Origin of the sequence: Dactylosporangium cerinum, assembly GCF_042653625.1 — a bacterium.
GTDB classification, from domain to species: domain Bacteria; phylum Actinomycetota; class Actinomycetes; order Mycobacteriales; family Micromonosporaceae; genus Dactylosporangium; species Dactylosporangium cerinum.
This window is the reverse complement of the sequence record NZ_JBHSIU010000007.1, coordinates 1-22,917: the sequence shown is the minus strand read 5'-3', so window position 1 is coordinate 22,917 and position 22,917 is coordinate 1. Positions and strand designations below refer to the sequence as shown.

Genomic DNA, 22,917 nt, shown 5'->3' with positions numbered 1-22,917 from the left:
TCCTCATACGGTCGGCCAGATCCATTCGCGGACCTCGGGCAGGTCTTCGCCGGTGCTGCGGACGTAGGTGCGGTGCTCGGCGCGTTTGTCGACCATCCGCTGGCGCAGGACGGCGGCGCGGCGGGCGAGGCCCGGAACCCGGTCGATGACGTCCATCACCAGGTGGAAGCGGTCCATGTCGTTGAGCACCAGCATGTCGAACGGGGTCGTGGTGGTGCCCTCCTCCTTGAACCCGCGCACGTGCAGGTTCGGGTGCCCGGCCCGGCGGTACGTGAGGCGGTGGATCAGCCAGGGGTAGCCGTGGTAGGCGAAGATGACCGGCCGGTCGGTGGTGAAGATGGCGTCGAACTCGGCGTCGGGCAGCCCGTGCGGGTGCTCGACGACGGGCTGCAGCCGCATCAGGTCCACGACGTTGACGACCCGGACCTTCAGGTCGGGCAGGTGCCGGCGCAGCAGATCGGTGGCGGCGAGGACCTCCAGCGTCGGCACGTCGCCGGCGGCGGCGAGGACGACGTCGGGGTCGCCGGCGTCGTTTCCGGCCCAGTCCCAGATGCCGAGGCCGCGGGCGCAGTGCAGGGCGGCGTCGTCCATGTCCAGCCACGTCGGTGCGGGTTGCTTCCCGGCGACGATGACGTTGACGTAGTTGCGGCTGCGCAGGCAGTGGTCGGCCACCGAGAGCAGGGTGTTGGCATCCGGCGGCAGGTACACCCGCACGACCTCGGCCTTCTTGTTCATGACGTGGTCGATGAACCCGGGGTCCTGGTGCGAGGCGCCGTTGTGGTCCTGCCGCCACACGTGCGAGGTCAGCAGGTAGTTCAGCGACGGGACCGGTTTGCGCCAGTCCAGGTGCCGGATCGTCCGGAGCCATTTCGCGTGCTGGTTGACCATCGAGTCGACGATGTGCACGAACGCCTCGTAACAGGAGAACAGGCCGTGCCGGCCGGTCAGCAGGTAGCCCTCCAGCCAGCCCTGGCAGGTGTGCTCGGACAGGATCTCCATCACCCGGCCGTGCGGGCCCAGGTGCTGGTCCACCGGGTCGATGCCCGCCTGCCACGCCTTGTCGGTGACCTCCAGGACGGCGCCGAGCCGATTGGACTCCGTCTCGTCCGGTCCGACGACACGGAAGTTGCTGTGCGCGTCGTTGGCGGTCATCACGTCGCGGAGCCAGCCGCCCAGCACCCGGGTCGCCTCGGCCGTTTCACCGGCCTTGACGCCGTAGCCGCGGAAGTCGGGCAGTTCCAGCTCGTGCGGGGACCGGCCGCCGTTGGTGTGCGGGTTCGCCGACATCCGCAGGTCGCCCCGTGGCAGCCAGTCCACGACGGCCGCGGCGGGAGCGCCGTTGCGGTCGAAGAGCTCCTCCGGCCGGTACGACCGCATCCACTCCTCCAGCAGGGCGAGGTGCCCGGCGTCGTCGCGGGCGGCGGACAGCGGCACCTGGTGGGCCCGCCACGTGCCCTCCACCGGCAGGCCGTCGACCTCCTTCGGGCCGGTCCAGCCCTTCGGCGTCCGCAGCACGATCATCGGCCACCGCGGCCGGCCGGTGACCCCGTCGAACCGGGCGGCGTACTGGATCGCGGCGATCTCGTCAAACACCACGTCCATCGTCGCGGCGAGCAACTGGTGCACAGTCGCGGGATCGTCGCCCTGCACGAAGTACGGCTTGTGCCCATAGCCGGTCAACAGCGCGGTCAGTTCGTCGTCGCCGATTCGGGCCAACACCGTCGGGTTGGCGATCTTGTACCCGTTGAGGTGCAGGATCGGCAGGACCGCGCCGTCACCGACCGGGTCGAGGAACTTGTTCGAATGCCACGACGCGGCGAGCGGCCCCGTCTCGGCCTCACCGTCACCGATCACACAGGCGACAACCAGGTCAGGGTTGTCCAGCGCGGCGCCATATGCGTGGGACAGGGAGTAGCCGAGCTCGCCGCCCTCATGGATCGAGCCGGGGGTCTCCGGCGCGACATGGCTGGGGATGCCGCCGGGGAACGAGAACTGGGTGAACAGCCGGCCCATGCCCATCACGTCGGCAGAGATCCGCGGATACGTCTCGGAGTAGGTGCCTTCCAGCCACGCGTTGGCGACCAGTCCGGGTCCGCCGTGCCCGGGACCGGTGACGTAGATGAGGTCCTGACCACGGGCCGCGATGATTCGCGACAGGTGGGCGTACAGCAGGTTCAGGCCCGGGGTGGTGCCCCAGTGCCCGAGCAACCGCGGCTTGACCTGCTCCGGGGCGAGGGGCTCGCGCAGTAGAGGATTGCCCATCAGATAGATCTGTCCGACCGAAAGGTAGTTCGCCGCCCGCCAGTACGCATCGATCCGGGCCGTCTCGTCGGCGCTCAGGGTTTGTCCGTCAACGACGTGCATAGGGTGGTCCTTCCACAGCTGGTGTGTCGGCCGAGGCGAGGAGACCGACCCGGAGTTGGGCGAAGGCCTGCCGCAACAGCCTCGAGACGTGGACCTGCGAGATGCCGATCTCAGCGGCGATACGCTCCTGGGTCATCTCGTCGCAGAACCGCATGGTGACGATGCGCCGCTCCCGCGGCGGCAGTGCCGCGACGAGCGAGGCCAATGCCAGGTGGTCGTCGATGCTGGTGTTGTTCGGGTCGACCGCGCCGATCAGGTCCATGCGTGCGGCGGTGGTATGGCCGACAACGGGCTCGTTGAGCGACGGCAGCCGGTACACCTGCGCTGCGGCTACCGCGGCGAGGAGCACGTCGACGCTGACACGGAGATGATCAGCGAGTTCGACGGAGGTCGGTGGCCGACCAAGGAGTTGGGTGAGGTGGCTGCTGGCGGCCGGGATGCTCAGGAGCAGTTCCTGGGTGGAGCGTGGTACCCGCATGCTCCAGGCGGCGTCCCGGAAATGTCGTTTGAGCGCGCCGATGGTTGCGGACGGTGACGCGGTGGTCGAGGCCGGCGCGGCGAGCATGGTCATGGTCCCACGCCCCCTCAGGGGACAGCCGCAGATCACGGCAGGGGCGACACCTCTGTTGAAGCGCCGGACGTCACAGGTACGGAAACCGCGAGGTCCAGGCGGAGGAAGAGCCGGGTCAGCACGAGGCTGCTGGGCATGGGGGGTGCGCGACCGCGTCCCTCCGTCAACTCTACGCTGATCCACGGCGTCCTCGAGGAGCACGACACGACCGGCTTCGCCGACCCGACGTCATCGCCGTCGCACGGGCCTGTCCCGGGCAGTCAGGCAGCGGCGGTCGTTCGGGTCGGTGTCATCGCTGCGATGAGAGCGGCGAGGATGACGGTGGCGAACCCGATGCGAGTGTCGCTGGCGCCGTAGGGCAGCCACAGGACGCCGTCGTGGACGATGCCGCCGCAGGAGTAGACGACGTTGGGCACGTAGCCGTCGCGTTCGGTCTCGTCGGGCGCGAGGAGCGGGCCGATGAGCTCGGCGATGACGTGCTCGGGGTGGTGCAGGTCGAGCAGCAGCGCGCCGATGCCGTACTGCCGCATCGGCCCGACGCCGTGGGTGAGCACGAGCCAGCCGGCGGCGGTCTCGATCGGCGACCCGCAGTTGCCGACCTGGATGAGTTCCCAGCCGCGGTGCGGCCCGCGCAGTGGCACCGGCGCGGTCCATCGGCTTTCCGCGTCGAGGGTGATGAGGCCGATGGTCTCGCCGTCGCAGCGGCTCAGCGCGAGACGTCGCCCGTCGACGGGGCGTGGGAAGAGCGCGATGCCTTTGTTCCGGGCTCCCGGGCCGCGCATGGGCGTCATGGTGAAGCGGCGAAGATCGATGCTGCTGAGCATGCGTGCGGCGATGTGCCTGCCGTCGTAGCCGGTGTACGTGGCCTGGTAGACGGGTTCGGCGTCCGGTTCGCGGAATCTGACGAAACGGGCGTCCTCCATGCCGTTACTCTCCGTGGGCGTGCCCGGCCAGAGCACCCGCTGCTCCAGCCGGGTGTCGGTGGGAAAGGCGGTCGCGTAGCTGGCTGCGTTGGTCCGGCGGAGCTGCTCGAGGGTGCGTTGTGCAGCGGTCCGCGAGTGCAGGGCGGACGGCAGGCGCCCGATCGCCCGTTCCAGCGCGGCCTCGTCGAAGAGGGCCGGCAGCGTGTCGAGGACGCTGGCGGAGATCTCGTTGTCCCCACCGGCGTCGGTCATGCCCGCGGCGAGCAGGTCGCGCCGGTGGTCCGCGGTGGTGCGCTGGCCGACCACGAGGGGGCCGGAGCGGTCGGAGACGGCCAGGTGGCCGGCGGGCCCAATCACCGCGGTGGCGAAACCGAGGGAGGACAGGTGCCCCTCGCCGATCTGCCGGAGGCTGACTGCTATCCGCAGCTGGCCGTCCTGTAGCGCTGACTGGTCCGGGTGTTCGATTGCTGACGGGTTGCACAGCGCGGCGGCCTCCACGGCGTACTCGTGGGAGAAGTAGGCGCCGACGAGCAGCCGCCCCGCTGGCGACAGGTCGTCGGCGCGGGAGACGCGGTGCCGGACCATGTCGTAGTGCTGGCGGAAGGTGCCCTCCAGGTCGCTGTGCCGCAGGTTGAACTGTATGAGCGTCTGCTTCAGCAGTAGGTCCGCCTCATCGTCACCGAGGCCTGCGATGCGATCGACCAGCGCGTGGGTACGCTGCCGTACCAGTACGGCGTCCTCACCGGGCATGAACAGTTTGACGACGACTCGCCGCGGGTCCGGGGCCAGCGTCAGGTGATGCCGCGACGCCAGCAGCGCGTCGCTCACGACCGGGCCTCGGCGGGCCGCGCCGCACGGCGGTCGTCGATGGCTGCCGCGGCGATGAGCCCGGCCGCCAGCGCCTCGTATCGTGCGGCGACCGCGGGCCAGTGCATGGCTGCCGTGCGGGGGCGGGACAGCCGGGCAGCCAGGACGGGATCGGTGATGATCCGCCGGATGGCGGTCGCCAGCGCGGCGGGGTTCTGGTGCGGCACGAGCAGCCCGCGTCCGTCGCTGAGCAGCTCAACGGCGTGGGGGAAGGCGGTGGCGACGACCGGGACGCCGGCGGCGACCGCCTCGGTGAGCACACCGGACGTGACCTGCTCGAGCGAGTCGTACGGCAGCGCCACCACATCCGCCGACCGGATGAGCGTGCGCAGCGCGTCCTCGTCGTGGTAGCGCGGCTGGTAGTCCACGGCGTGCGCGATGCCGAGTTGGGCGCCGAGACGGTGCAGACCGTTCCGGTAGGCGTCGCCGTCACGCGTGAGGACCTTCGGGTGGGTCTGCCCGGCGACGGTGAAGCGCAGCGGTGGGTCGAGGTCCTGCAGCAGCGCGACGGCCCGCAGCGCCCACTCAACGCCCTTGCCGGGACCGAGCAGCCCCCAGGTGAGCAGGTGCGACCCCGACGGGCGTCGGGCGGGGACGTCGGTGTGCCCGGCGGTACCGTGCGGGATGACCTCGACCTTGCCGGGGTCGACAGCGTAACCGTGCAGGAGCCGGCTGCGGGCGGTGTCGGTCATGAGGACGACCGCGCTCGCAGTGGCGGCGATGGCCTCCAACAGCGCCTGCTGTCCTGGCGTCGGAGTGCTCAGAACGGTGTGCAGGACCACGATGCTTGGCACGGTGAGGCGGCGCAGCAACGGCAGGACGTCGCCGCCGTCAGGTCCGGGATAGATGCCGTACTCATGCTGCACGACTGCGACGTCGAAGGCGTTGAGCGCTGCCGCGGCGTCCAGCCACCCGGTGGCAACCCCCGCCGGCCAGGTGTGCACCACGCCTGGGGCGGGACGCTGGTCGTCGTCGTTGGCGGTGACCCGGACGATGCCGCCGGACCGACCGCCGGCGGCCGTCAGATGTGCAGCCAGGGCGGCGTTGAAGGTGGCCAACCCGCAGCGAGTGGGCGGATGGGTGCTGAGAAGCCCATATCGCACTGCCATCACAGAACTTCCGATCGTTGCCGGATATGACGAGCCAACAGCATCGGGACCGACGACGATCCATACGCTCGGTGGCGAGAGATGACCGCGACAGTGGGACGCATCGATCCACTAGGGTGGTCAGCCACCGAGGTCTGGAGCAGCTCTCGCACCATACGCCGGTTCGTGGCGTCGCGAACGGTGCGCGGTTGGCGTCGATGCAGACGTGCCGTGAAGTCGCCGCCGATCCCAGTCACCGAAGGGCCCGGCGGCAGTGGTGGCATCGTTCGGCAGCTGGTACATGAGCAGGACGACAATGTCAGCGACGGCTAGGCCCTGAAGCTCCCCGGGCAGCGATATCCGATGGGCGGTTCAGGACGAGGACTCCTTGAGGAGCCGAGTCAGCTGGTGGTCGTCCAGCGCGGTCCACGCCGATGCGTTGGAGTCGGCAAGATCGCCGCACGCGCAGCAGGGCAGTGCCGGGGTCGAAGCTGGGGCCAGCGACCGGCCCTCGCCCGGTCCGACATCCGTGCCCTGCGGGTGCTGAGTGAGATAGCGGAAGAAAAGGATGGCATATACAACACCTGCGAGGATGACCATGACGATCATGTCGGCTCCAGACGAAGGTCCATGTTGCGTCTGGGCGGAGCGTGCAGCGGGGATGCGCTGGCAATCCGGCCCGGGCGATCCAAGCATCGACGGCGGCGGACGGCAAGCCACCAGGGTCCGGAGCGACAACACCACCCTACGCGCCCGCCGGCCACACGGCCTCCGCTGCGGTTCGCATCGTTGACCTGCTGGTCGCGCAGCGCCTCCACGCCGACAGTGGATCCACGGTGCGGTGATCGCCGCCTGCGGGTCGAGCCTGCCGTCCACGCTGTTGGGGCAGTTCGGTGCGCGGTTACGAAGCCCGCCTGTCCAGGCGGGCTCAGTCAGCCGGTTTTGCGACCATCCGCGGCGGTGCCACCGCCGCGGTACGGACGAGGTCCGCATCTGGTACGCGCGCCCGGGCCGCGACTACACCCGGGGATTCAGCGCGGGCGAGTGGATCGATCGCCGTACGAGACGTTCGACAAGGATCCCGACGAAGTTGCGCACGCGGGCCGCGTCGAACTGACGATAGAAGCCGCGGACCCGGCGGTTGAGGTCCACGATCGAGATCTGATCCCGCGTGTACCGCCACTGAAGACGTTCGACGATCTCGCTGATCTGCGTGTTTTGCGCCTGCGCGATCGCGGCGGCTTCGACCGGCGCGAGGTCGAGGAGCGTCGAATCCGGCCGGGTCGGCTGGACGGAGGACTGCTGAGCGATCTGTGGTGCCATCGTTTCACTGCCTCTGGATTGGATTCAAGCGTCGCACAGCGACCGGCCCGGGCTCCGCGAGTGGGTCATGAACATCGCAAGTCGCCGGCAACGAGGTTGCAGGCGCCCTGAACGTTTCAGCTCGTCGCACCCGCCGGCAGCCCAAACTGGACCGGCGCAGCGGTGATCGCCGGCCTCGGACTGGCGGGTGCGGTTGTAGGGGCGTTCTCCTGCACCGGCGTGATCTGGTAGCCGCGTGACGCGGGAGTGGGTTCGGTGTGCGTCGTGCGGGTGTCACGTCCGGAACTGCGGTGCGCAGGCGTACTATTTGCTCGACCTGCCGCCGAGGATCAGTTGCGTTCGATCCAATCCCTGTCTTGCGCTGCACGTCTGTCGCGGCCGCACGAACCTTTGAGGTGTCGGAGGCGGCTCATGATCACATCTTCGGTGTGCAGATATCCGGATCAGGCAACGTCGTGAGCGCCGATCGCAGGTTGCGTCTGTGGGGTCTCGCTACGGCGTATGCGGACAGCGGACCGGTGACGGTCGGACATGTGTGCGCCGCGGCAAATTCTGCCACCGTCACGGACGGTGCTGCCATCGCCGTGGCGCTGACCGCCACTCCACGCGAGACCATCTACAGCAGCGACCGGACCGCCTCGGAGATCGAGGAGCTGAGCCTGACCCTCGGCGAGGGTCCTTGCGTCGACGCGCTCGCCGGCGGCCTGGTCCTCGTCCCCGACCTCGGTACCGCCCAGAGCTCGGCGCGGTGGCCTGCTTTCGCGCCGGCCGCCGTAGCGGCGGGTGCGCAGGCGATCTTCGCGCTGCCGCTGCAGGTCGGCGCGATCCGGCTCGGTGTTCTAGATCTCTACCGCACCGGACCCGGTGAGCTGGATCATGAGCAGGGGCTTGACGCGCTGATGCTGGCGGACACGGCATGCGCGCTCCTGCTCGATGCTGGGTCACCGTCCTCGGCGCGCATCCCCGAACCGGCCAGCCTTCAGCACCCGGAAGTACACCAGGCCACGGGCATGATCAGCGTGCAACTGGGACTGTCGGCGGCGCTTGCCCTTGTCCGCCTGCGGGCCTACGCATACGTCCACAACCGGCGTCTACGGGACGTCTCGCGCGACGTGGTCACCCGGCGTCTACGATTCAACCCCGAGAGCTCTAGCAGCAACGGTCAATCCGAAGGTGACTGAGGCGGTGCCGGATGTGCGCTGTTAGGTCCGTCCCACGACGCAAGCGACCGGCAGGGCGCGCGGCATGATGTTTGACCAGGGGGCTTTGAGATGGCTGAGGCCGCGTTAGCCGATGTGCTCGTCGAGATGGCGGACACGCTGGTCGACGACTTCGACGTGATCGACTTCCTGCACGTGCTGACCGAGCGGTGCGTCCAGCTGTTGGGCGTCTCGGCCGCTGGGATCCTGCTCACCGATCAACGGGAGACCCTACAGCTCGTGGCGGCGTCCTCGGAGCGGACCAGGCTGCTGGAGCTGTTCCAGTTGCAGACCGACCAGGGTCCCTGCGTCGACTGCTTCACCACGGGACTGCCGGTGTCGGTGAGCGACCTGCGTTCCGCTGGGCGCTGGCCCCAATTCACGGCCGCGGCCGCGGAGGTCGGCTTCATCTCCGTCCATGCCCTGCCGATGCGTCTGCGCACTGAGGTTATCGGGGCGTTGAACTTCTTCGGCGTCGAAGCCGGGGCGTTGGATGAGGACAAGCTCCGTGCGGGCAAGGCCCTCGCTGACGTCGCCACGATCGGGCTGCTGCAGCAGCGCGCGATTCGCAGCCGTGACACCCTGACGGATCAGCTGCAGAACGCGCTGAACAGCAGGGTCCTGATCGAACAGGCGAAAGGCATCCTTGCCGAACGTCTGCAGCTGGATCTCGACCAGGCTTTCGCCCTGCTTCGCCGTGCGGCCCGCACCCGCAACCGCCGCCTCTCCGAGCTCGCGCAATCGGTCGTCGACGGCACCGAGAACCTCCCGGTCACTCGAGGTGGGGTGTAGGTACGCCGTGCACCCGCCGATGGCCACGACGGGGGCGCAGGCTGTCGCCGAGCCCCTCCCGGCGTAGCTCGGCACGCCTGGGTAGGGTCATTCGTGCGACGTCGATGTCATCGATGACGGCAGTCCCGCTGTCCGGCCCGATCAGTGCGGCGGGGCGACCGCGAAGAGGCTGGACTTGCCCGAACCTGACGGCCGGTGATGCCCACGACGGTTCCTCTCTACGCCCAGAGTTGACGCGTTTGACCGCTGACCCGGCTGTCGCCGTCCGCGAAGGGGACAGCGACTATGTTGCGCTTGCGCGTCCGCAGGCCTCGCAGGTCACGGCATTAGCCGGCTGAGATCCCTTCAGGCGACAGAGCTCTACCCTTGCCGATCCGATCGGCGCTCGCCCACGGGGATCCTGGCGTCGAAAGCGCGTAGGGTGAGGTTGTCGCTCTGGACCCCGGTGGCTGTCCACCGCCGCCCTCGCTGCGCTGTTCACGAGCCGAAGCCGACTGATCATCCTGCAGCTGCTGGGCGCCAGCACCATCCCTCATCAGGGTCATAGTCGGTCGACGCCGGGCCACGTGGCTGCCGTAACTGCGCGCCGTACATCCGGGTAGCGCACCGATCCATCAGATCTTCCGCCTCGGGCGCGCTACGACATCGAGCGTACCGATACACACACCTCGAGAAGGTCCACCATGAACGATCAGACCGGGGCACCCGAGCGGCGCATCGTCGTCGGTGTCGACGGCTCGATTCATTCCAAGATGGCGCTGCGCTGGGCGATCACCCAGGCCCGGCGGACCGCCGCGACAGTCGAGGCGGTCAGCGCCTGGCAGGAACCCGTGCTGATCGGCTACTCATACGGCGGGTCGCCCCTGCCGCATGAGAGCGACAGCATCCTCGCCGAAACGGTCGCCGACGTTACCGGGAAGTCGGATGCGCCCGTCGAGATCCGCGCCCGGGTCGCGCGAGGTCACCCGGTCCAGGTCCTGTTGGAAGCGGCCAGCGGCGCGCAGATGCTGGTCCTCGGTAGTCGTGGACACGGCACGTTCGCCGGGATGCTGCTCGGGTCGGTCAGCCAGCACTGCGTGTAGCACGCACCTTGCCCCGTCGTGGTGGTGCCGCAGGACCCCGCCTGGTCCCACCAGTAAGCCGCAGGCGTCGGTTCAGCAGCAGCAAAAAGGAGCACCGCATGGTCGTATTCCCTCATGCCGTTGAGGCCGTACCACGGGTCGACGTCGATCAGCCCGACCCGGATCGTGCGGCCGACGCCGGTGAGTCGGTCGATGAACGCCGGCCGCTCGTCGATCTGTTCGGCGACCTGCGCACGTCACGGTCCGGTCTGTCGGAACGGGAGGCCGCGCGGCGACTTGTCGTCTACGGGCCGAACACGTTGTCCCGCCGTACCGGCCGGCGCTGGCCGCGGGAACTGCTCGGCCAGTTCACCCAACCGCTTGCGATCCTGCTCGCGCTTGCGGCGGTCCTGGCCTGGTTCGGTGGGTCCCCGGCCCTCGCCGTCGCGGTCGTCGCCGTCATCCTGCTCAACGCCGGGTTCGCGTTCGTCCAGGAGATGCAGGCCGAACGCGCGGTCGAAGCCCTCGCCGCGTTCCTCCCGTCGACCACCAGCGTGCTCCGCGACGGCGTCCGGTCCGAGATCGCCGCCCGGGACCTGGTGCCCGGCGACATCCTGATCATCGCCGAGGGCGACCGGGTTTGCGCCGACGCACGGATCATCGACGGATCGCTCGTGCTGGACCTGTCCGCACTGACCGGCGAGTCAATGCCGGCCACCCGATCAGCAGGGCCCGCCGATGCGGGCACCTCGCTGTTGGAGGCCCCCGATCTGGTGTTCTGCGGCACCACCTGCACCGGTGGTGAAGCGAGCACCGTGGTCACCCGCACCGGCATGCACACCGAACTCGGCCGTATCGCCGCCCTGTCCCAGCGGGTGTCCACCGAACGCAGCCCCCTGGAACAGCAGGTGCGCCGCGCGACCTGGATCATCGCGGTCGTCGCGGTCATCGTCGGGGTGCTGTTCCTGCCCGTCGGGGTGTGGGCCGGGCTGGGCTGGGCCGCGGCGATCAGCTTCTCCATCGGCCTGATCGTCGCCAACGTGCCCGAGGGTCTGCTGCCGACCATCACGCTGGCGCTCGCCGCGGGCGTGCGGGACCTCGCCCGCCGCGGCGCGGTGGTCAAACGGCTCTCCGCGGTGGAGACGCTCGGCTCGACGACGGTGATCTGCACCGACAAGACCGGCACCCTCACCGAGAACCGGATGCGGGTCACCCAGCTGTGGCTGCCCGGGGCGGAGTACGACACCACGACCACCACCACTGTCGACGACACCCGCGCCAAGGCGCTCGCTGCTACTGCGGCGGCGTGCACCACCGCGCAGCCGCCGACCGAGGCGCAAACAGCCGGATCCGGTGACCCGACCGAGCTGGCATTACTGCGCCTCGCAGAGGAACTCCACGTCGCCGTCACGCCGGCCGGTCGCGACGCGGCCCGCCGCGCCGTCTTCCACTTCGACGCCCACCTCAAACGCATGTCGACCGTGGACGAGGACGCCGGGACGCTGGTCATCCGCACGAAAGGTGCCCTGGAGACTGTCCTGCCCTGCTGCGACCAGGTACTGGACCCGCAGGGGCGGCTCCAGCCGCTGGACGACGGCATCCGCCTGGACCTCCAGCACACCCTGGACCGGTACGCCGCCCGCGGTCTGCGGGTGCTCGCCGTCGCCGCCCGCACCCTGGACCACGGTCAGCACGTCCCTACCGACCGGCAGCAGGCCGAGTCCGGGCTCACCCTGCTAGGACTGGTCGCGATGGTCGACCCGCCCCGCGCGGGCGTCGCCGCCGCTGTCGCCGCCGCGCACCGCGCCGGCATCCGCATCCACGTCATCACCGGCGACTACGGGCCCACCGCCGCGGAGATCGCCCGACAGGTCGGCCTCGGCCACGAGGGCCGCAGGATCGTCGCCGGCGACGAACTCGACCGGCTCACCGACAGTGAACTCGACACGATCCTCGCCGGCGGCGACGAGATCGTCTTCGCGCGGGTGTCCCCGGAGGCGAAGCTGCGCATCTGCGAGGCACTGCGGGCCCAGGGCGAGACCGTGGCGATGACCGGCGACGGCGTCAACGACGCCCCGGCACTGCGGCACGCCGACATCGGCGTGGCCATGGGCCGCTCCGGCACCGACGTCGCGCGCGAAGCCGCCACCATGGTCCTCACCGACGACAACTTCGCCACCATCGTCGTCGCCGTCGACGCCGGCCGCCGGGTCTTCGCCAACGTCCGCAAGTTCGTGCTGTACATCTTCGCCCACGCCGTTCCGGAGGTCGTGCCATTCCTGATCTTCGCGCTGTCCGGCGGGGCGATCCCGTTGCCGCTGACGGTGCTGCAGATCCTCGCCATCGACCTGGGCACCGAGACCCTGCCCGCCCTGGCGCTGGGCCGCGAACCCGCCGAGCCCGGGCTGATGGACCGCCCACCGCGCCCCCGTGCCGCGGGCGTCATCGACCGGGCCCTGCTGGTCCGCGCCTGGCTCCTGCTCGGCGGGGTCTCCGCGGTACTGGTCATGGGCGGCTACCTGTTCACGCTGTGGCGGGCCGGCTGGCACCCCGGCGACCCGACCGGCGCCGGCACGCCACTACACCACGCCTACCTGCAGGCCACCACGATCACGTTCGCCGGCATCGTCGCCTGCCAGATCGGCACCGCGTTCGCCGCCCGCACCGACCGCGCGTCGCTGTTCACGATCGGGCTGTTCACCAACCGGTTCCTGCTGTGGGGGATCGCGTTCGAGCTGGTCTTCACCGCCGCGGTCATCTACACCCCGCCGCTGCAGGACATCTTCGGCACCGCCGCGGTCAGCCCCGCCCAGCTGGCGATCATCGCCCCGTTCCCGGTCGTCGTGTGGGGCGTGGACGAACTGGTCCGCTGGGCCCGCCGGCGGGCGGTGTGAGCATGCCACCTGCCTCCACCGCGCGGGCCCGGTTCCGCCCGAGGTGGACCGCACACCGGACCGGCGACGTGCCGGTCCGGCTGGCGCGGCGCTGGAGCCGGCTGGCATCGGCCGCCGCCGGTCTCGCCGCGGCGGGCAGCATCGCCGGGCTCCTCGCCGGGCACCGGATCTACGGCAGGGAGACCACCGTCCTGGCCGACGCGGCGGCGGCGCAGGACGTGGTGAACCTGGCCCTGGTCGCGCCGCTGCTCGTCGTGCTCGGGGCCGCCGCGGTCCGCGGGTCGCTGCGCGCCTACCTCACGTGGCTGGGCTGCCTGGCCTTCACCGTCTACAACTACGCCATTTACGCGTTCTCGGTGCAGTTCGGCCCGCTGTTCCTGCTCTGGACCGCGGTCCTCGGACTGGCGACGTTCGCGCTCATCGGCGGCGTGGCGACGTTGAACGTCGCGGCGGTCGAGGGACGTTACGCCGGGCGGGCAATGCCGTTGACGGCGTGGCTGCTCATCGGCGTTGCCACCCTGTTCGCAGCGATCTGGCTCAGCGAGATCATCCCCGACCTGGCAGCGGGCGGCTCATCGCGCAGCGCGACCGACTGGAACGTACCGACGAACCCGGTGCACGTACTCGACCTGGCGTTCTTCCTGCCCGCCGTCGCCGTCAGCGGGGTGCTGCTGCTGCGCCGCCATCCGCTCGGCTACGCCACCGCCGCCGGACAGCTGGTGTTCCTGGCGCTGACCTGCCTACCGATCCTGGTCACGCCAGTGGTCGCCGCCCTGCGCGGCCACGACCCTGCGTGGGCCGTCGTGATGCCGGTGGGCCTTGTGTTCGCCACGACGACCACCGTCCTGACGCGGACACTGCGAGGCCTGACCGGGGGCCGCTCAGTGAGCCGGAACCCACGAACGCGCAACAGCACGGGCGTCGTCGCCGGACGTTGACGCGGCGCAGCCGGGAAATGATCGGCCCAGACACCGTCGCGATCGTCTGGTGCTCAACCAGTCGGAGCACCCAGCCCAACCGTGACCACAAGACGCGCCAGCCGGACAGGACAGGACACGCAACCAGGGGCGACGGTGCCCGCTTCGCTCGCCATCGGGCGAGATACCAGCCGCAGAGGATGGCGTCATGGAGCACACCGCCATATCACCGAGCCGCACCCCGGATGGACGAGTGCTGTCGGAGTCCCTGCCTGCGATCAGCGTGGCTCGAAATGACGCAGGTGAACGGGGATCGCCCCCGGCGCGGAAGATATGTGGTTGCGGCCGCCAGAGGTTGTCCACCGTACGAAATGTCGTGGGGTCCTCGTAGCATGGTGTATCACTCAGGTGAGCTGATCGTGAGGTGCTGGTGGACTTCGATGACGTTGACGTGTTGCAGCGCAATCACGCCGCGTGGAAGCTGCTCCGCGCCGAGCACGCGCCGCTGATTCTGGCGTTTCTCGGGAAGGTCTTCGTCGACGAGAACGCCCGATCGGTGTCCGCGGTCGAGTTGGCTGCGCGTCTCGACGATGAGCTGCTCGACCTCAACGAGCGCGGGGAGGAGCCGCGGTTTCCGCGGCCGGGCAAGGCGTATCTGGACGACTGGGCCCGTGCCGACGCCGGTTGGCTGCGCAAGTACTACCCGACCGGCTCCGACGAGGCGCATTTCGATGCGACACCGGCGGTGGAGAAGGCACTGGCGTGGGTCCGGTCGCTGCAGGCCCGGTCGTTCGTGGGTACCGAGTCGCGGCTCAACATCGTTTTTGAGCTGCTGCGGCAGATGGCATTCGGTGCGGAGACAGACCCGGACGTCCGGCTGGCCGAGCTGTACCGGCGTCGCGCCGAGATCGACGGTGAGATCGCCCGGATCCGGGACGGGGAGTTGCCGCTGCTGGACGACACGGCACAGCGCGACCGGTATCAGCAGTTCACCGCCACCGCCCGCGACCTGCTGGCGGACTTCCGTGAGGTCGAGGCGAACTTCCGGGCGCTGGACCGCGAGCTGCGGGAGCGCGTCGCGCTGTGGAGCGGGTCGAAGGGCGCGTACCTCGACGAGGTGCTCGGCGACCGCAGCACCATTGCCGACTCCGACCAGGGCCGCAGCTTCCACGCGTTCTACGATTTCCTGCTGTCACACGCACGGCAGGCAGAGTTCACGACCCTGCTGGACCGGGTGCAGGCGCTGCCCGGGATCGGCGGCCCGGACCCGCGGATGCGCAGGATCCACTACGACTGGCTCGACGCGGCCGAGCGGACCCAGGCGACGGTCCGGCTGTTGTCCGAGCAGCTGCGCCGGTTCCTCGACGACCAGGTGTGGCTGGAGAACCGGCGGGTGATGGACCTGCTGCGCAGCATCGAAACCCACGCCCTAAGTCTTCGCCGGCATCCCGACGCTCACCTGACGATGGAGATCGATGCCGTCGCCCCGACGGTTGCCCTGCCGATGGAGCGTCCGCTGTACCGGCCACGGTCGAAGGCCGCGCTGGACAGCTCCGCGTCGGTCGAGGCCGCTGCGGAGGTCGTCGACTTCTCGGTCCTGTTCGAGCAGGTCCATGTCGACCCGGAGCCCCTCCGGGAGGAGGTCCGCGCGATGCTGCGGGACCGTTCGCAGGTTGAACTCGTGGAGGTGGTGTCCCGTCGGCCGCTCCGGCAAGGGCTCGCCGAGCTGGTGACCTACCTGTCGCTGACGGATCCCGCCTTCGATGTCGTATTCGACGAACGTCAGCCCGCCGAGGTCCACTGGCAGGATCCCGACGGTGTGGGGAAACGGGTGACCATGCCCCGAATCATTTACGCCCGAGTGACGGCATCGAGGGCAGCCGCATGAACGGTCGCGGCGCAGCCGAGTCCCAGCCGGACCTGTCCGTTGCGGTCACGCACCTCTTGAAGGGTGTCGTCTATCGCGACACTCATGAGGTGCCGTGGCGGCATCTGCTGCAGCTGCAGTCGCAGGTGCGGGACTACGTCGCGGTCATGGGACTCGTCGTGTTCATCGACGAGGCGGAGGGCTATGCCTGCCTGCGCGGAAGACCCGACGACGAAGCCGTCGACGAGGTTGCGGTGCCACGGCTGGTCGCCCGCAGACAGCTGTCGCTGCACGTGAGCGTGCTGCTGGCGCTGCTGCGTAAGCGGCTCGCTGAGTTCGACGCGAACTCGAGCGAGACCCGCATGGTGCTGACCCGGCAGCAGATCATCGACATGCTGACGGTGTTCCTGCCGGACACCGGCACCGACGCCCGGCTCATCGACCAGATCGACGCCCATATCGCCAAGGCCGTGGACCTGGGATTCCTCCGGCGCGTCAACGACGGCGACGGCAGCTACGAGGTGCGCCGCATCCTGAAAGCGTTCGTCGACGCGCAGTGGCTGGCGGAGCTGGACGCGCGGCTGGGGGAGTACGCGGCGGAGTTCGCCGGCCGGGACGGGAAGGGCACCGCGTGACGGAGGATCTGACGCTCGACGATGTGGTCCACGGTGGCCCCGGGTACCGGCTGCACCGGCTGGAGGTCCGCAACTGGGGCACGTTCGACCAGCGGGTCTGGATGCTGACCCTGGCCGGCGCCAGCGGCCTACTCACCGGAGACATCGGCTCAGGAAAGTCCACCCTGGTCGACGCGGTGACGACACTGCTGCTTCCGGCGAACAAGATCTCCTACAACAAGGCCGCCGGCGCAGAAACCCGCGAACGCAGCCTCCGCTCCTACGTCCTTGGCCACCACAAGTCCGAACGCAACGAGCTGACTGGGGTCTCGCGACCGGTAGCGCTGCGGCGGGGCAGCTGCTACTCGGTCATCCTCGGAGTGTTCGGCAACACCGACCTCGACACGCAGGTGACCGTCGCCCAGGTGTTCTGGCTGCATGAGGGCAACCCGGGACAGCCGGAGCGCCTGTTCGTCGTCGCCGACGGCCGCCTCGGCGTCGACACCGACTTCGTGGACTTCGGCACCGAGATCAGCCACCTGCGCCGCCGGCTACGGCAGACAGGCGCGAAGGTCTATGACCACTTCCCCGAGTACGGCAAGGACTACCGACGACGGCTCGGCATCAGCTCCGACCAGGCGATGGACCTGTTCCATCAGACCGTCTCCATGAAAGCAGTCGAGAACCTCAACGCCTTCGTCCGCAGCCACATGCTCGAACCCTTCGACGCGGACACCTGGATCAAGCAACTCATCGACCACTTCGACGACCTCACCACCGCCCATCAGGCGGTGCAGGTCGCGCGGGAGCAGCTCGCCGCCCTGGCACCGATGATCGAACTCTGCGACGAGCACGACCGGATGGGTGTGCGCATCGCGGATCTGAACCTGCAGCGGGCCGCACTGCCGTACTTCTGCGCGCACGGTACCGCCGCCCTGCTGAAAACCCGGATCGAGCAGCACCAGACAACCCTCACCGACCTCGGCACGCAGCTGTCGACAATCGGCCAACAGCTCGAAGACCTGCGGCAACAGGCGAAAAGACTGGAGCTGGAACGAGCGGGTCACGGCGGTGACCGCATCGGCGCGATCGAGCGCGAACTGGTCGACGCCCGCCGGACCCAGGACCGGCGAAAAGAGCGCGCCGACCGGTTCAACCGCCAACTGACCGCGGCCGGCCTCGCGCCGGTCGCATCCGCGGAGCAGTTCGGCCCCCGCCTCAAGGAGATCGACCGTGAGGCAGATCGCAGCGCGGAACGCCGGGCCGACCTCCAACGCCAGTTCGCGGAGGCGATGAACCGCGTCAAAGAACTCCATGACCGGCTCGAAGAGCTCAACGCCGAACTGCTCAGCCTGCGGCAACGACGCAACAACATTCCCCGCCGGATGCTCGAACTCCGCGAATGGATGTGCGGCGAACTCCGCCTCCCCGAATCGACGCTGCCGTTCGCCGGCGAACTGATCCAGGTCCGCGACGACGAATCGGACTGGGAAGGCGCAGCGGAACGCGTCCTGCACAGCTTCGGTCTGTCCATGCTCGTGTCGCAGGCGCACTATCCGGCGGTCGCCGCCTGGATCGACAACCACCATCTGCGGACCCGGCTGGTGTACTACCGGGTTCCGGACCGCGTCGCCGGCACCCGCCCGCCCGACCATCGCGGACACGACATCCTCGCCGCCAAGCTCGATGTCCGGGACGGTCCGTTCCAGCCATGGCTGACGGCCGAACTGAGCCGCCGGGCCGGATACGCGTGCGTCGAGACGATGGCCGAGTTCCAACAGGCCGACCGCGCCTTGACCAGGTCCGGCCAGATCAAGGACTCCGGGGGACGGCACGAGAAGGACGACCGGACCCGCATCGACGACCGCAGTTCCTACGTCCTCGGCTGGAGCAACGAGCAGAAGATCGCCGCGCTCCTCGCCACAGCATCGACCCTGACAGCGGAGCACGGCACGGCGACGACCGGGAGCAAAGCCCTGGAAGGCAAACTCCAAGCAGCGGCCGACCGTGACGCCGTGCTCGCCAAACTCGGCGAGCTCACCGATTTCGCGGATCTCGACTGGGAACAAGCAGCTCGGCAGGTGGCAGACCTCGAGAACGAACGACGCCAGATCGAGTCGTCGTCAGGTGAGCTCCAGCGACTTACGAAGGCGCTGCAGGACGCCGAAAGCGAAATCAAGACGCGCGAAACTCAGCAGGCCACTGCTCAGAAGGAGCACGGACGCGTCAGCGGACTCCTGGAGGTCGCCCAGCTCGCCGAACAACAGACAGCGGCGCGGCTCGCCGAACCCGAAGCCGAAAATGCGCAGCACCAGTTCACACGCCTCGCAGCCGACATCGGCTCGCTACCGGCGACGCCCGAGGCGTACGAACAACTGCAGGCCGAGGCGCAAAGCCGCCTCACCCGCGCCGTCGAGACGGCGACCCGCAGTCAGCACCAGGCAGCATCCCGAGCCGTCGCCCACATGGTCAACTTCGGGCGCAGCTACCCGCACCTCACCACCGAGATGGACGACTCCGTCCACGCGGCGGGGGAGTACCGCCGACTGCGCGCCCAACTCGTCGAGGACGACCTGCCGCGCTTCGAGGCCGACTTCAAGCTCTACCTCAACACGAACACGATCCGCGACATCGCCACCTTCCACTCCCAGCTCACCAAACAGAGCGAGATGATCAAAGAGCGGATCGAGATCATCAACCAGTCGCTCGTCAGCATCGACTACAACACCGGCCGATACATCCGGCTCGAAGGCGACCGCAACCCCAGCACCGACATGCGCGACTTCATCGCCGACATGCGGGCCTGCACCGACAGCGCACTTTCCGGCGACGACGCCGACCAGTACTCCGAGCAGAAGTTCCTCCAGGTGCAACGCCTGGTCGAACGGTTCAAGGGCCGCGAAGGGCACACCGAGGCCGACAAACAGTGGGCCAGGCGGGTGACCGACGTCCGGAACTGGTTCGTCTTCGCGGCCTCTGAACGCTGGCGCAACGACGACACCGAACACGAGACCTACTCCGACTCCGGCGGCAAGTCCGGCGGCCAGAAGGAGAAACTCGCCTACACGATCCTCGCCGCCTCCCTCGCGTACCAGTTCAAGCTCGACCACGACCCGGGACCGTCGCGGACCTTCCGGTTCGTCGTCATCGACGAGGCGTTCGGCCGCGGCTCGGAGGAGTCCGCCCGGTTCGCGCTCCGGCTGTTCCAGAGCCTCGGCCTGCAACTGCTGATCGTCACCCCGCTCCAGAAGATCCACGTGATCGAGCCGTTCGTCGCCGCCGTCGGCTACGTCGACAACCCCGGCGGCAGCTACTCACGACTGCAAACCCTGACCATCGACGAATATCGGGCCCGACGGCAGCTCCACGTCCACCAACGCGGCGCCGTCGAGATCGGTGCACACTGACATGCCCGGCCGGACGCCCGCACGCGAACCATGGACCACGCCGACCGACGTCACCGACGTGCTCCGCCGCCGCTGGGACCGCGGCGACTTTCTCGCCGCCTCCGCCGCCGGCGCCGACTGGCAACCGGTCGCCGTCCCGATCCGGGCACCGACAGCGCGCGAGATCGCCGCCGCATTCGCCGCTGCGCAGGCCTGGGCCGAACGATGGCGCGCCGCCGACCCACGACTGTTCCGCCTCGAACACCGGCCGGTCGGCGGCCGGCACGTCGGCACCAACACCCTGCCGTGCCGGGCCTGGATCGACACACCCCGGCAGCTGTGGCAGATCCTCGGTGTCACACGGCAGGCACAGTGCTTCGACGAACTCATCGAACTCACCCGGCGGCGAGCGCCGGCGCTGGTCGACTACCTGGCCGCGCAGCCGATGAAGGTCCTGCACCACGAACAGCACTGGGCCGCGCTCCTCGACACGGTTCTGTGGATCGAGGCCAACACCGGCGCCGACGTGTACCTGCGCCAGGTCGACGTACCCGGCGTCGACACCAAGTTCATCGAACAGCACCGCAGCATCCTGGCGAGCCTGCTGGACCGGCAACTGCCCGAACACCGCATCGTCGCCGAGGTCCCAGCGAGCGACTTCGCCGGGCGATATCGGTTCCGCAAGAAGCCCGCCTACGCCCGGGTCCGACGCCTGGACCCGTCTGTCAACCTTGCCGGACCATACAGCGACATCGCGATCCGGGTCGACGAACTCACCGCGACGCCTCTGCAAGCCTCGACGGTCTACGTCGTGGAGAACGAGGTGACCTACCTCGCCCTCCCGTCCGCGCCCGACGCGGTCGTCATCTTCGGCGGCGGCTATGCCCTCTCCACGCTGGAGCCGCTGCACTGGCTCACAGAACGGCAGCTGATCTACTGGGGTGACATCGACACCCACGGCTTCGCCATCCTCAGCAGGCTCCGGCAACTGTTTCCTTCGACCCGTTCCATGCTCATGGACCGCACCACCCTGCTGGCGCACGAAACCCAGTGGGTGCGCGAGCCGACGCCGGTCTCCGCGCATCTCCCGGCGCTCGACGACCACGAAGCGAGCCTGTACCGCGACCTCGTAGAGGACGCCCTCGGCCCATCGGTACGCCTGGAGCAGGAACGGATCCGGTTCTCCGCCGTCCGAACGGCGATGAGCAACGCCCTCCCGCCGACCCTCTTGTCCACCCAAGGTTGAGTCGTTCGATTGGGTGTGGCTTGGTGTCCCGCCGGTAGTTGTGCCTGCCGGCGGGTTGCCGCTATTGCTGCCGGTGGGAGTGTTGGGCGAGTGGGTGGTTGCCGTAGCCGGCTTGTTGGAAGGCCCAACAGACGTCGGCGACGGTGATGTTGATGTAGGTTCCGGTGCTGCCGGGGAGTTGGTGGCCGGCGAACGCGGCGGCGAGGGCGTAGCTGCCGGTGCGGTGTTCGACGCGGGTGATGGTGGTGTGCCGGAACCAGTGTGTGGTGACGGCGAGGGCGGCAAACCAGTCGAGTTCGCGGCCGAGGCGGTTCCAGAGTGTGTCGAGGCGGCGGCGGGTCCAGGCGTACAGCGGGCAGTTGGGGTCAGCGAGTGCGTTCGTGACGGTGGCAGAGATTGGTTGTTCGCGGTGTTTGGTGTGTTTCTCGTTGAGGATGACGGTCTGGCGTGCTGTATGGACCGATGTTGGGGTGAGGTCGAGCAGGCCTTCCCGGCGGCACGCGGTTTCGAGGAGGAACCGCAACAGGAGGGTCTCGTGGTCGGCGGCGACGTCGAAGATGTCGTTGAGTTGTTCGTTGGTCAGGGGTGCACGTCGGGTGGGGTGGCGGCGAGGTTTGGCGATGACGGTGGCGGGGTTGCCGGTGATGATGTCGTTTTGCATGGCGACGGTGAAGAGTTTGCGGACGGCGGCGATGGCGTGTTCTTTGGCGCTGCGACCGTCGATCGAGGACCGTCGGCGTTGCGCGATGGTCTGAGCCCAGGCCGCGAAGTCGTTGATGTGGGTGGCGCGGACGTTGGCGAGGTCGTCGTCGCCGTGGCGTTGAGCGAACAGTTCGAGGTAGTGCCGGTACAGGGTGGCGGTGCTGACAGTGCAGGTACTCAGGGTCAGCGGGATCCATCCGGCGACGGTGGTCGGCAGCGGCTGCCATCGCATGAGGTCATCGACGTACGGACCCACCGTTTGCGTGCGACGTCACTCCGGCGAGGACTGGTTAGGTGCGAACGTCGGGCTACCGCGTTAAGAAGACGGCCGATCGTCGACGTCTTGAACGCGCGTGTGAGCTGCGCGCTGATGTTGAACAGACCGTCGATTGGCAGATAGGTAACGTCGCTGCGTTCCGGGCCAACTCTTTGGCTGCTGGCGGTGGTGTCAGAACTTTTTCGCTTGAACACCGCAGGGAGTCGTAGCTGCTACGGCTGGGTGTTCAAGCGTGTACCCGAACACACTAGAGTCGGACATTTTGTACCAGAACGGTGTCGAAGGTCCGATCGCAACCAAACCCCCACGATTGTCGGGCCATCCACGACGATTCGACTGGCATAGGCACCTTCCGCTTCGGCGTGAGCCAACGTTGACGCACGACGGCGGTGCGCTTGCCGAAAACCTTGTCCGTGCAGTTCATGCGGCGTGTTGGTACTCGTGGAGGATGCCGCCGAGGCGGTCGTGTCTTCGGATGTCGAGGTGGCGGATCTTGTCCGGGTCGGCGATCGGCGGCGGCAATGGACGCGACGGTCGCGCGTTCGCGATGCCTTGGTGCGGGCGGTGGCCGTTGTAGTGCACCTCGAACTCGCGCAGGGCGTGCAATAGATGTCGCTGGTTCCAGATGAGAGTCCGGTCCAGCAGTTCACGGCGGCAGGTCTGCACCCACCGTTCCATGATTGAGTTCATTCTCGGCGTCCGGACACCGCTGAGCACCACGGTGATGCCCGCATCGGCGAGGATCGCGTCGACCAGTTTCGGGCACTTGCCGTCCCGGTCGCGGATCAGCAACCGCGCCCGGCATCCGGTGTCCTCGAGATCCATG

17 protein-coding genes are annotated in these 22,917 nt (G+C 68.6%); 9 read left to right on the top strand and 8 right to left on the bottom strand.

Annotation, left to right across the window (positions count from 1 at the left end; genetic code table 11):
* Positions 1–3: 3 nt before the first annotated feature.
* The 6 genes from ACFPIJ_RS04565 to ACFPIJ_RS04540 form a co-directional block, all read right to left on the bottom strand.
* Positions 4–2,364 (bottom strand): phosphoketolase family protein, encoded by a 2,361-nt coding sequence (locus tag ACFPIJ_RS04565; protein ID WP_380113330.1) that lies wholly within the window; start codon positions 2,362–2,364, stop codon positions 4–6.
* Complete coding sequence (locus ACFPIJ_RS04560) at positions 2,351–2,935, bottom strand: sigma-70 family RNA polymerase sigma factor (RefSeq protein WP_380113329.1); 585 nt, start codon at positions 2,933–2,935, stop codon at positions 2,351–2,353. Before ACFPIJ_RS04560 ends, ACFPIJ_RS04565 begins: the two co-directional genes overlap by 14 nt.
* 260 nt (positions 2,936–3,195) lie before the next feature.
* Complete coding sequence (locus ACFPIJ_RS04555; protein ID WP_380113328.1) at positions 3,196–4,686, bottom strand: glycoside hydrolase family 130 protein; 1,491 nt, start codon at positions 4,684–4,686, stop codon at positions 3,196–3,198.
* Positions 4,683–5,834, bottom strand: a complete 1,152-nt coding sequence (locus ACFPIJ_RS04550; RefSeq protein WP_380113327.1) for a glycosyltransferase — start codon at positions 5,832–5,834, stop codon at positions 4,683–4,685. Before ACFPIJ_RS04550 ends, ACFPIJ_RS04555 begins: the two co-directional genes overlap by 4 nt.
* 351 nt (positions 5,835–6,185) lie before the next feature.
* A complete protein-coding gene (locus ACFPIJ_RS04545) occupies positions 6,186–6,422 on the bottom strand; it encodes a hypothetical protein (protein ID WP_380113326.1) in 237 nt (78 codons plus the stop codon).
* A gap of 408 nt (positions 6,423–6,830) precedes the next feature.
* Positions 6,831–7,136: a three-helix bundle dimerization domain-containing protein gene (locus tag ACFPIJ_RS04540; RefSeq protein WP_380113325.1), complete on the bottom strand. Its 306-nt coding sequence runs from the start codon at positions 7,134–7,136 to the stop codon at positions 6,831–6,833.
* A gap of 356 nt (positions 7,137–7,492) precedes the next feature.
* Between ACFPIJ_RS04540 and ACFPIJ_RS04535 the strand changes: the two genes are divergently transcribed.
* The 9 genes from ACFPIJ_RS04535 (at position 7,493) to ACFPIJ_RS04495 (ending at position 21,112) form a co-directional block, all read left to right on the top strand.
* Positions 7,493–8,317, top strand: coding sequence for an ANTAR domain-containing protein (locus ACFPIJ_RS04535; protein WP_380113323.1), 825 nt, complete (start codon positions 7,493–7,495; stop codon positions 8,315–8,317).
* A gap of 90 nt (positions 8,318–8,407) precedes the next feature.
* Positions 8,408–9,127, top strand: coding sequence for a GAF and ANTAR domain-containing protein (locus ACFPIJ_RS04530; RefSeq protein ID WP_380113322.1), 720 nt, complete (start codon positions 8,408–8,410; stop codon positions 9,125–9,127).
* A gap of 683 nt (positions 9,128–9,810) precedes the next feature.
* The gene (locus tag ACFPIJ_RS04525; RefSeq protein ID WP_380113321.1) at positions 9,811–10,209 is read left to right on the top strand and encodes a universal stress protein; all 399 of its coding nucleotides are present in this window, start codon (positions 9,811–9,813) and stop codon (positions 10,207–10,209) included.
* A gap of 98 nt (positions 10,210–10,307) precedes the next feature.
* Positions 10,308–13,082: a cation-translocating P-type ATPase gene (locus ACFPIJ_RS04520; protein WP_380113320.1), complete on the top strand. Its 2,775-nt coding sequence runs from the start codon at positions 10,308–10,310 to the stop codon at positions 13,080–13,082.
* Between the two features lie 2 nt (positions 13,083–13,084).
* Complete coding sequence (locus ACFPIJ_RS04515; protein ID WP_380113319.1) at positions 13,085–14,020, top strand: hypothetical protein; 936 nt, start codon at positions 13,085–13,087, stop codon at positions 14,018–14,020.
* Positions 14,021–14,429: 409 nt separating this feature from the next.
* Entirely contained in the window at positions 14,430–15,887 is a 1,458-nt protein-coding gene (locus tag ACFPIJ_RS04510) for a DUF3375 domain-containing protein (protein ID WP_380113318.1), read from the top strand.
* Positions 15,884–16,501, top strand: coding sequence for a DUF4194 domain-containing protein (locus ACFPIJ_RS04505; RefSeq protein ID WP_380113317.1), 618 nt, complete (start codon positions 15,884–15,886; stop codon positions 16,499–16,501). Before ACFPIJ_RS04510 ends, ACFPIJ_RS04505 begins: the two co-directional genes overlap by 4 nt.
* Positions 16,498–19,887, top strand: a complete 3,390-nt coding sequence (locus tag ACFPIJ_RS04500; RefSeq protein WP_380113316.1) for an ATP-binding protein — start codon at positions 16,498–16,500, stop codon at positions 19,885–19,887. The genes ACFPIJ_RS04505 and ACFPIJ_RS04500 overlap by 4 nt, the downstream gene beginning before the upstream one ends.
* 1 nt (position 19,888) lies before the next feature.
* Positions 19,889–21,112: a Wadjet anti-phage system protein JetD domain-containing protein gene (locus tag ACFPIJ_RS04495; protein WP_380113315.1), complete on the top strand. Its 1,224-nt coding sequence runs from the start codon at positions 19,889–19,891 to the stop codon at positions 21,110–21,112.
* Between the two features lie 61 nt (positions 21,113–21,173).
* Here ACFPIJ_RS04495 and ACFPIJ_RS04490 read toward each other — a convergent pair whose 3' ends face one another.
* Together ACFPIJ_RS04490 and ACFPIJ_RS04485 are read right to left on the bottom strand one after the other, a co-directional pair.
* Positions 21,174–22,046 (bottom strand): tyrosine-type recombinase/integrase, encoded by an 873-nt coding sequence (locus tag ACFPIJ_RS04490; protein WP_380113314.1) that lies wholly within the window; start codon positions 22,044–22,046, stop codon positions 21,174–21,176.
* Positions 22,047–22,511: 465 nt separating this feature from the next.
* A complete protein-coding gene (locus ACFPIJ_RS04485; RefSeq protein ID WP_380113313.1) occupies positions 22,512–22,916 on the bottom strand; it encodes an integrase core domain-containing protein in 405 nt (134 codons plus the stop codon).
* Between the last annotated feature and the right edge of the window lies 1 nt (position 22,917).

Coding starts and splice junctions, on each gene's coding strand:
- ACFPIJ_RS04490 (WP_380113314.1), bottom strand. CDS start 22,046: ATGCGATGGCAGCCGCTGCCGACCACCGTCGCCGGATGGATCCCGCTG.
- ACFPIJ_RS04520 (WP_380113320.1), top strand. CDS start 10,308: ATGGTCGTATTCCCTCATGCCGTTGAGGCCGTACCACGGGTCGACGTC.
- ACFPIJ_RS04495 (WP_380113315.1), top strand. CDS start 19,889: ATGCCCGGCCGGACGCCCGCACGCGAACCATGGACCACGCCGACCGAC.
- ACFPIJ_RS04565 (WP_380113330.1), bottom strand. CDS start 2,364: ATGCACGTCGTTGACGGACAAACCCTGAGCGCCGACGAGACGGCCCGG.
- ACFPIJ_RS04540 (WP_380113325.1), bottom strand. CDS start 7,136: ATGGCACCACAGATCGCTCAGCAGTCCTCCGTCCAGCCGACCCGGCCG.
- ACFPIJ_RS04545 (WP_380113326.1), bottom strand. CDS start 6,422: ATGATCGTCATGGTCATCCTCGCAGGTGTTGTATATGCCATCCTTTTC.
- ACFPIJ_RS04485 (WP_380113313.1), bottom strand. CDS start 22,916: ATGGATCTCGAGGACACCGGATGCCGGGCGCGGTTGCTGATCCGCGAC.
- ACFPIJ_RS04530 (WP_380113322.1), top strand. CDS start 8,408: ATGGCTGAGGCCGCGTTAGCCGATGTGCTCGTCGAGATGGCGGACACG.
- ACFPIJ_RS04525 (WP_380113321.1), top strand. CDS start 9,811: ATGAACGATCAGACCGGGGCACCCGAGCGGCGCATCGTCGTCGGTGTC.
- ACFPIJ_RS04550 (WP_380113327.1), bottom strand. CDS start 5,834: ATGGCAGTGCGATATGGGCTTCTCAGCACCCATCCGCCCACTCGCTGC.
- ACFPIJ_RS04515 (WP_380113319.1), top strand. CDS start 13,085: ATGCCACCTGCCTCCACCGCGCGGGCCCGGTTCCGCCCGAGGTGGACC.
- ACFPIJ_RS04560 (WP_380113329.1), bottom strand. CDS start 2,935: ATGACCATGCTCGCCGCGCCGGCCTCGACCACCGCGTCACCGTCCGCA.
- ACFPIJ_RS04505 (WP_380113317.1), top strand. CDS start 15,884: ATGAACGGTCGCGGCGCAGCCGAGTCCCAGCCGGACCTGTCCGTTGCG.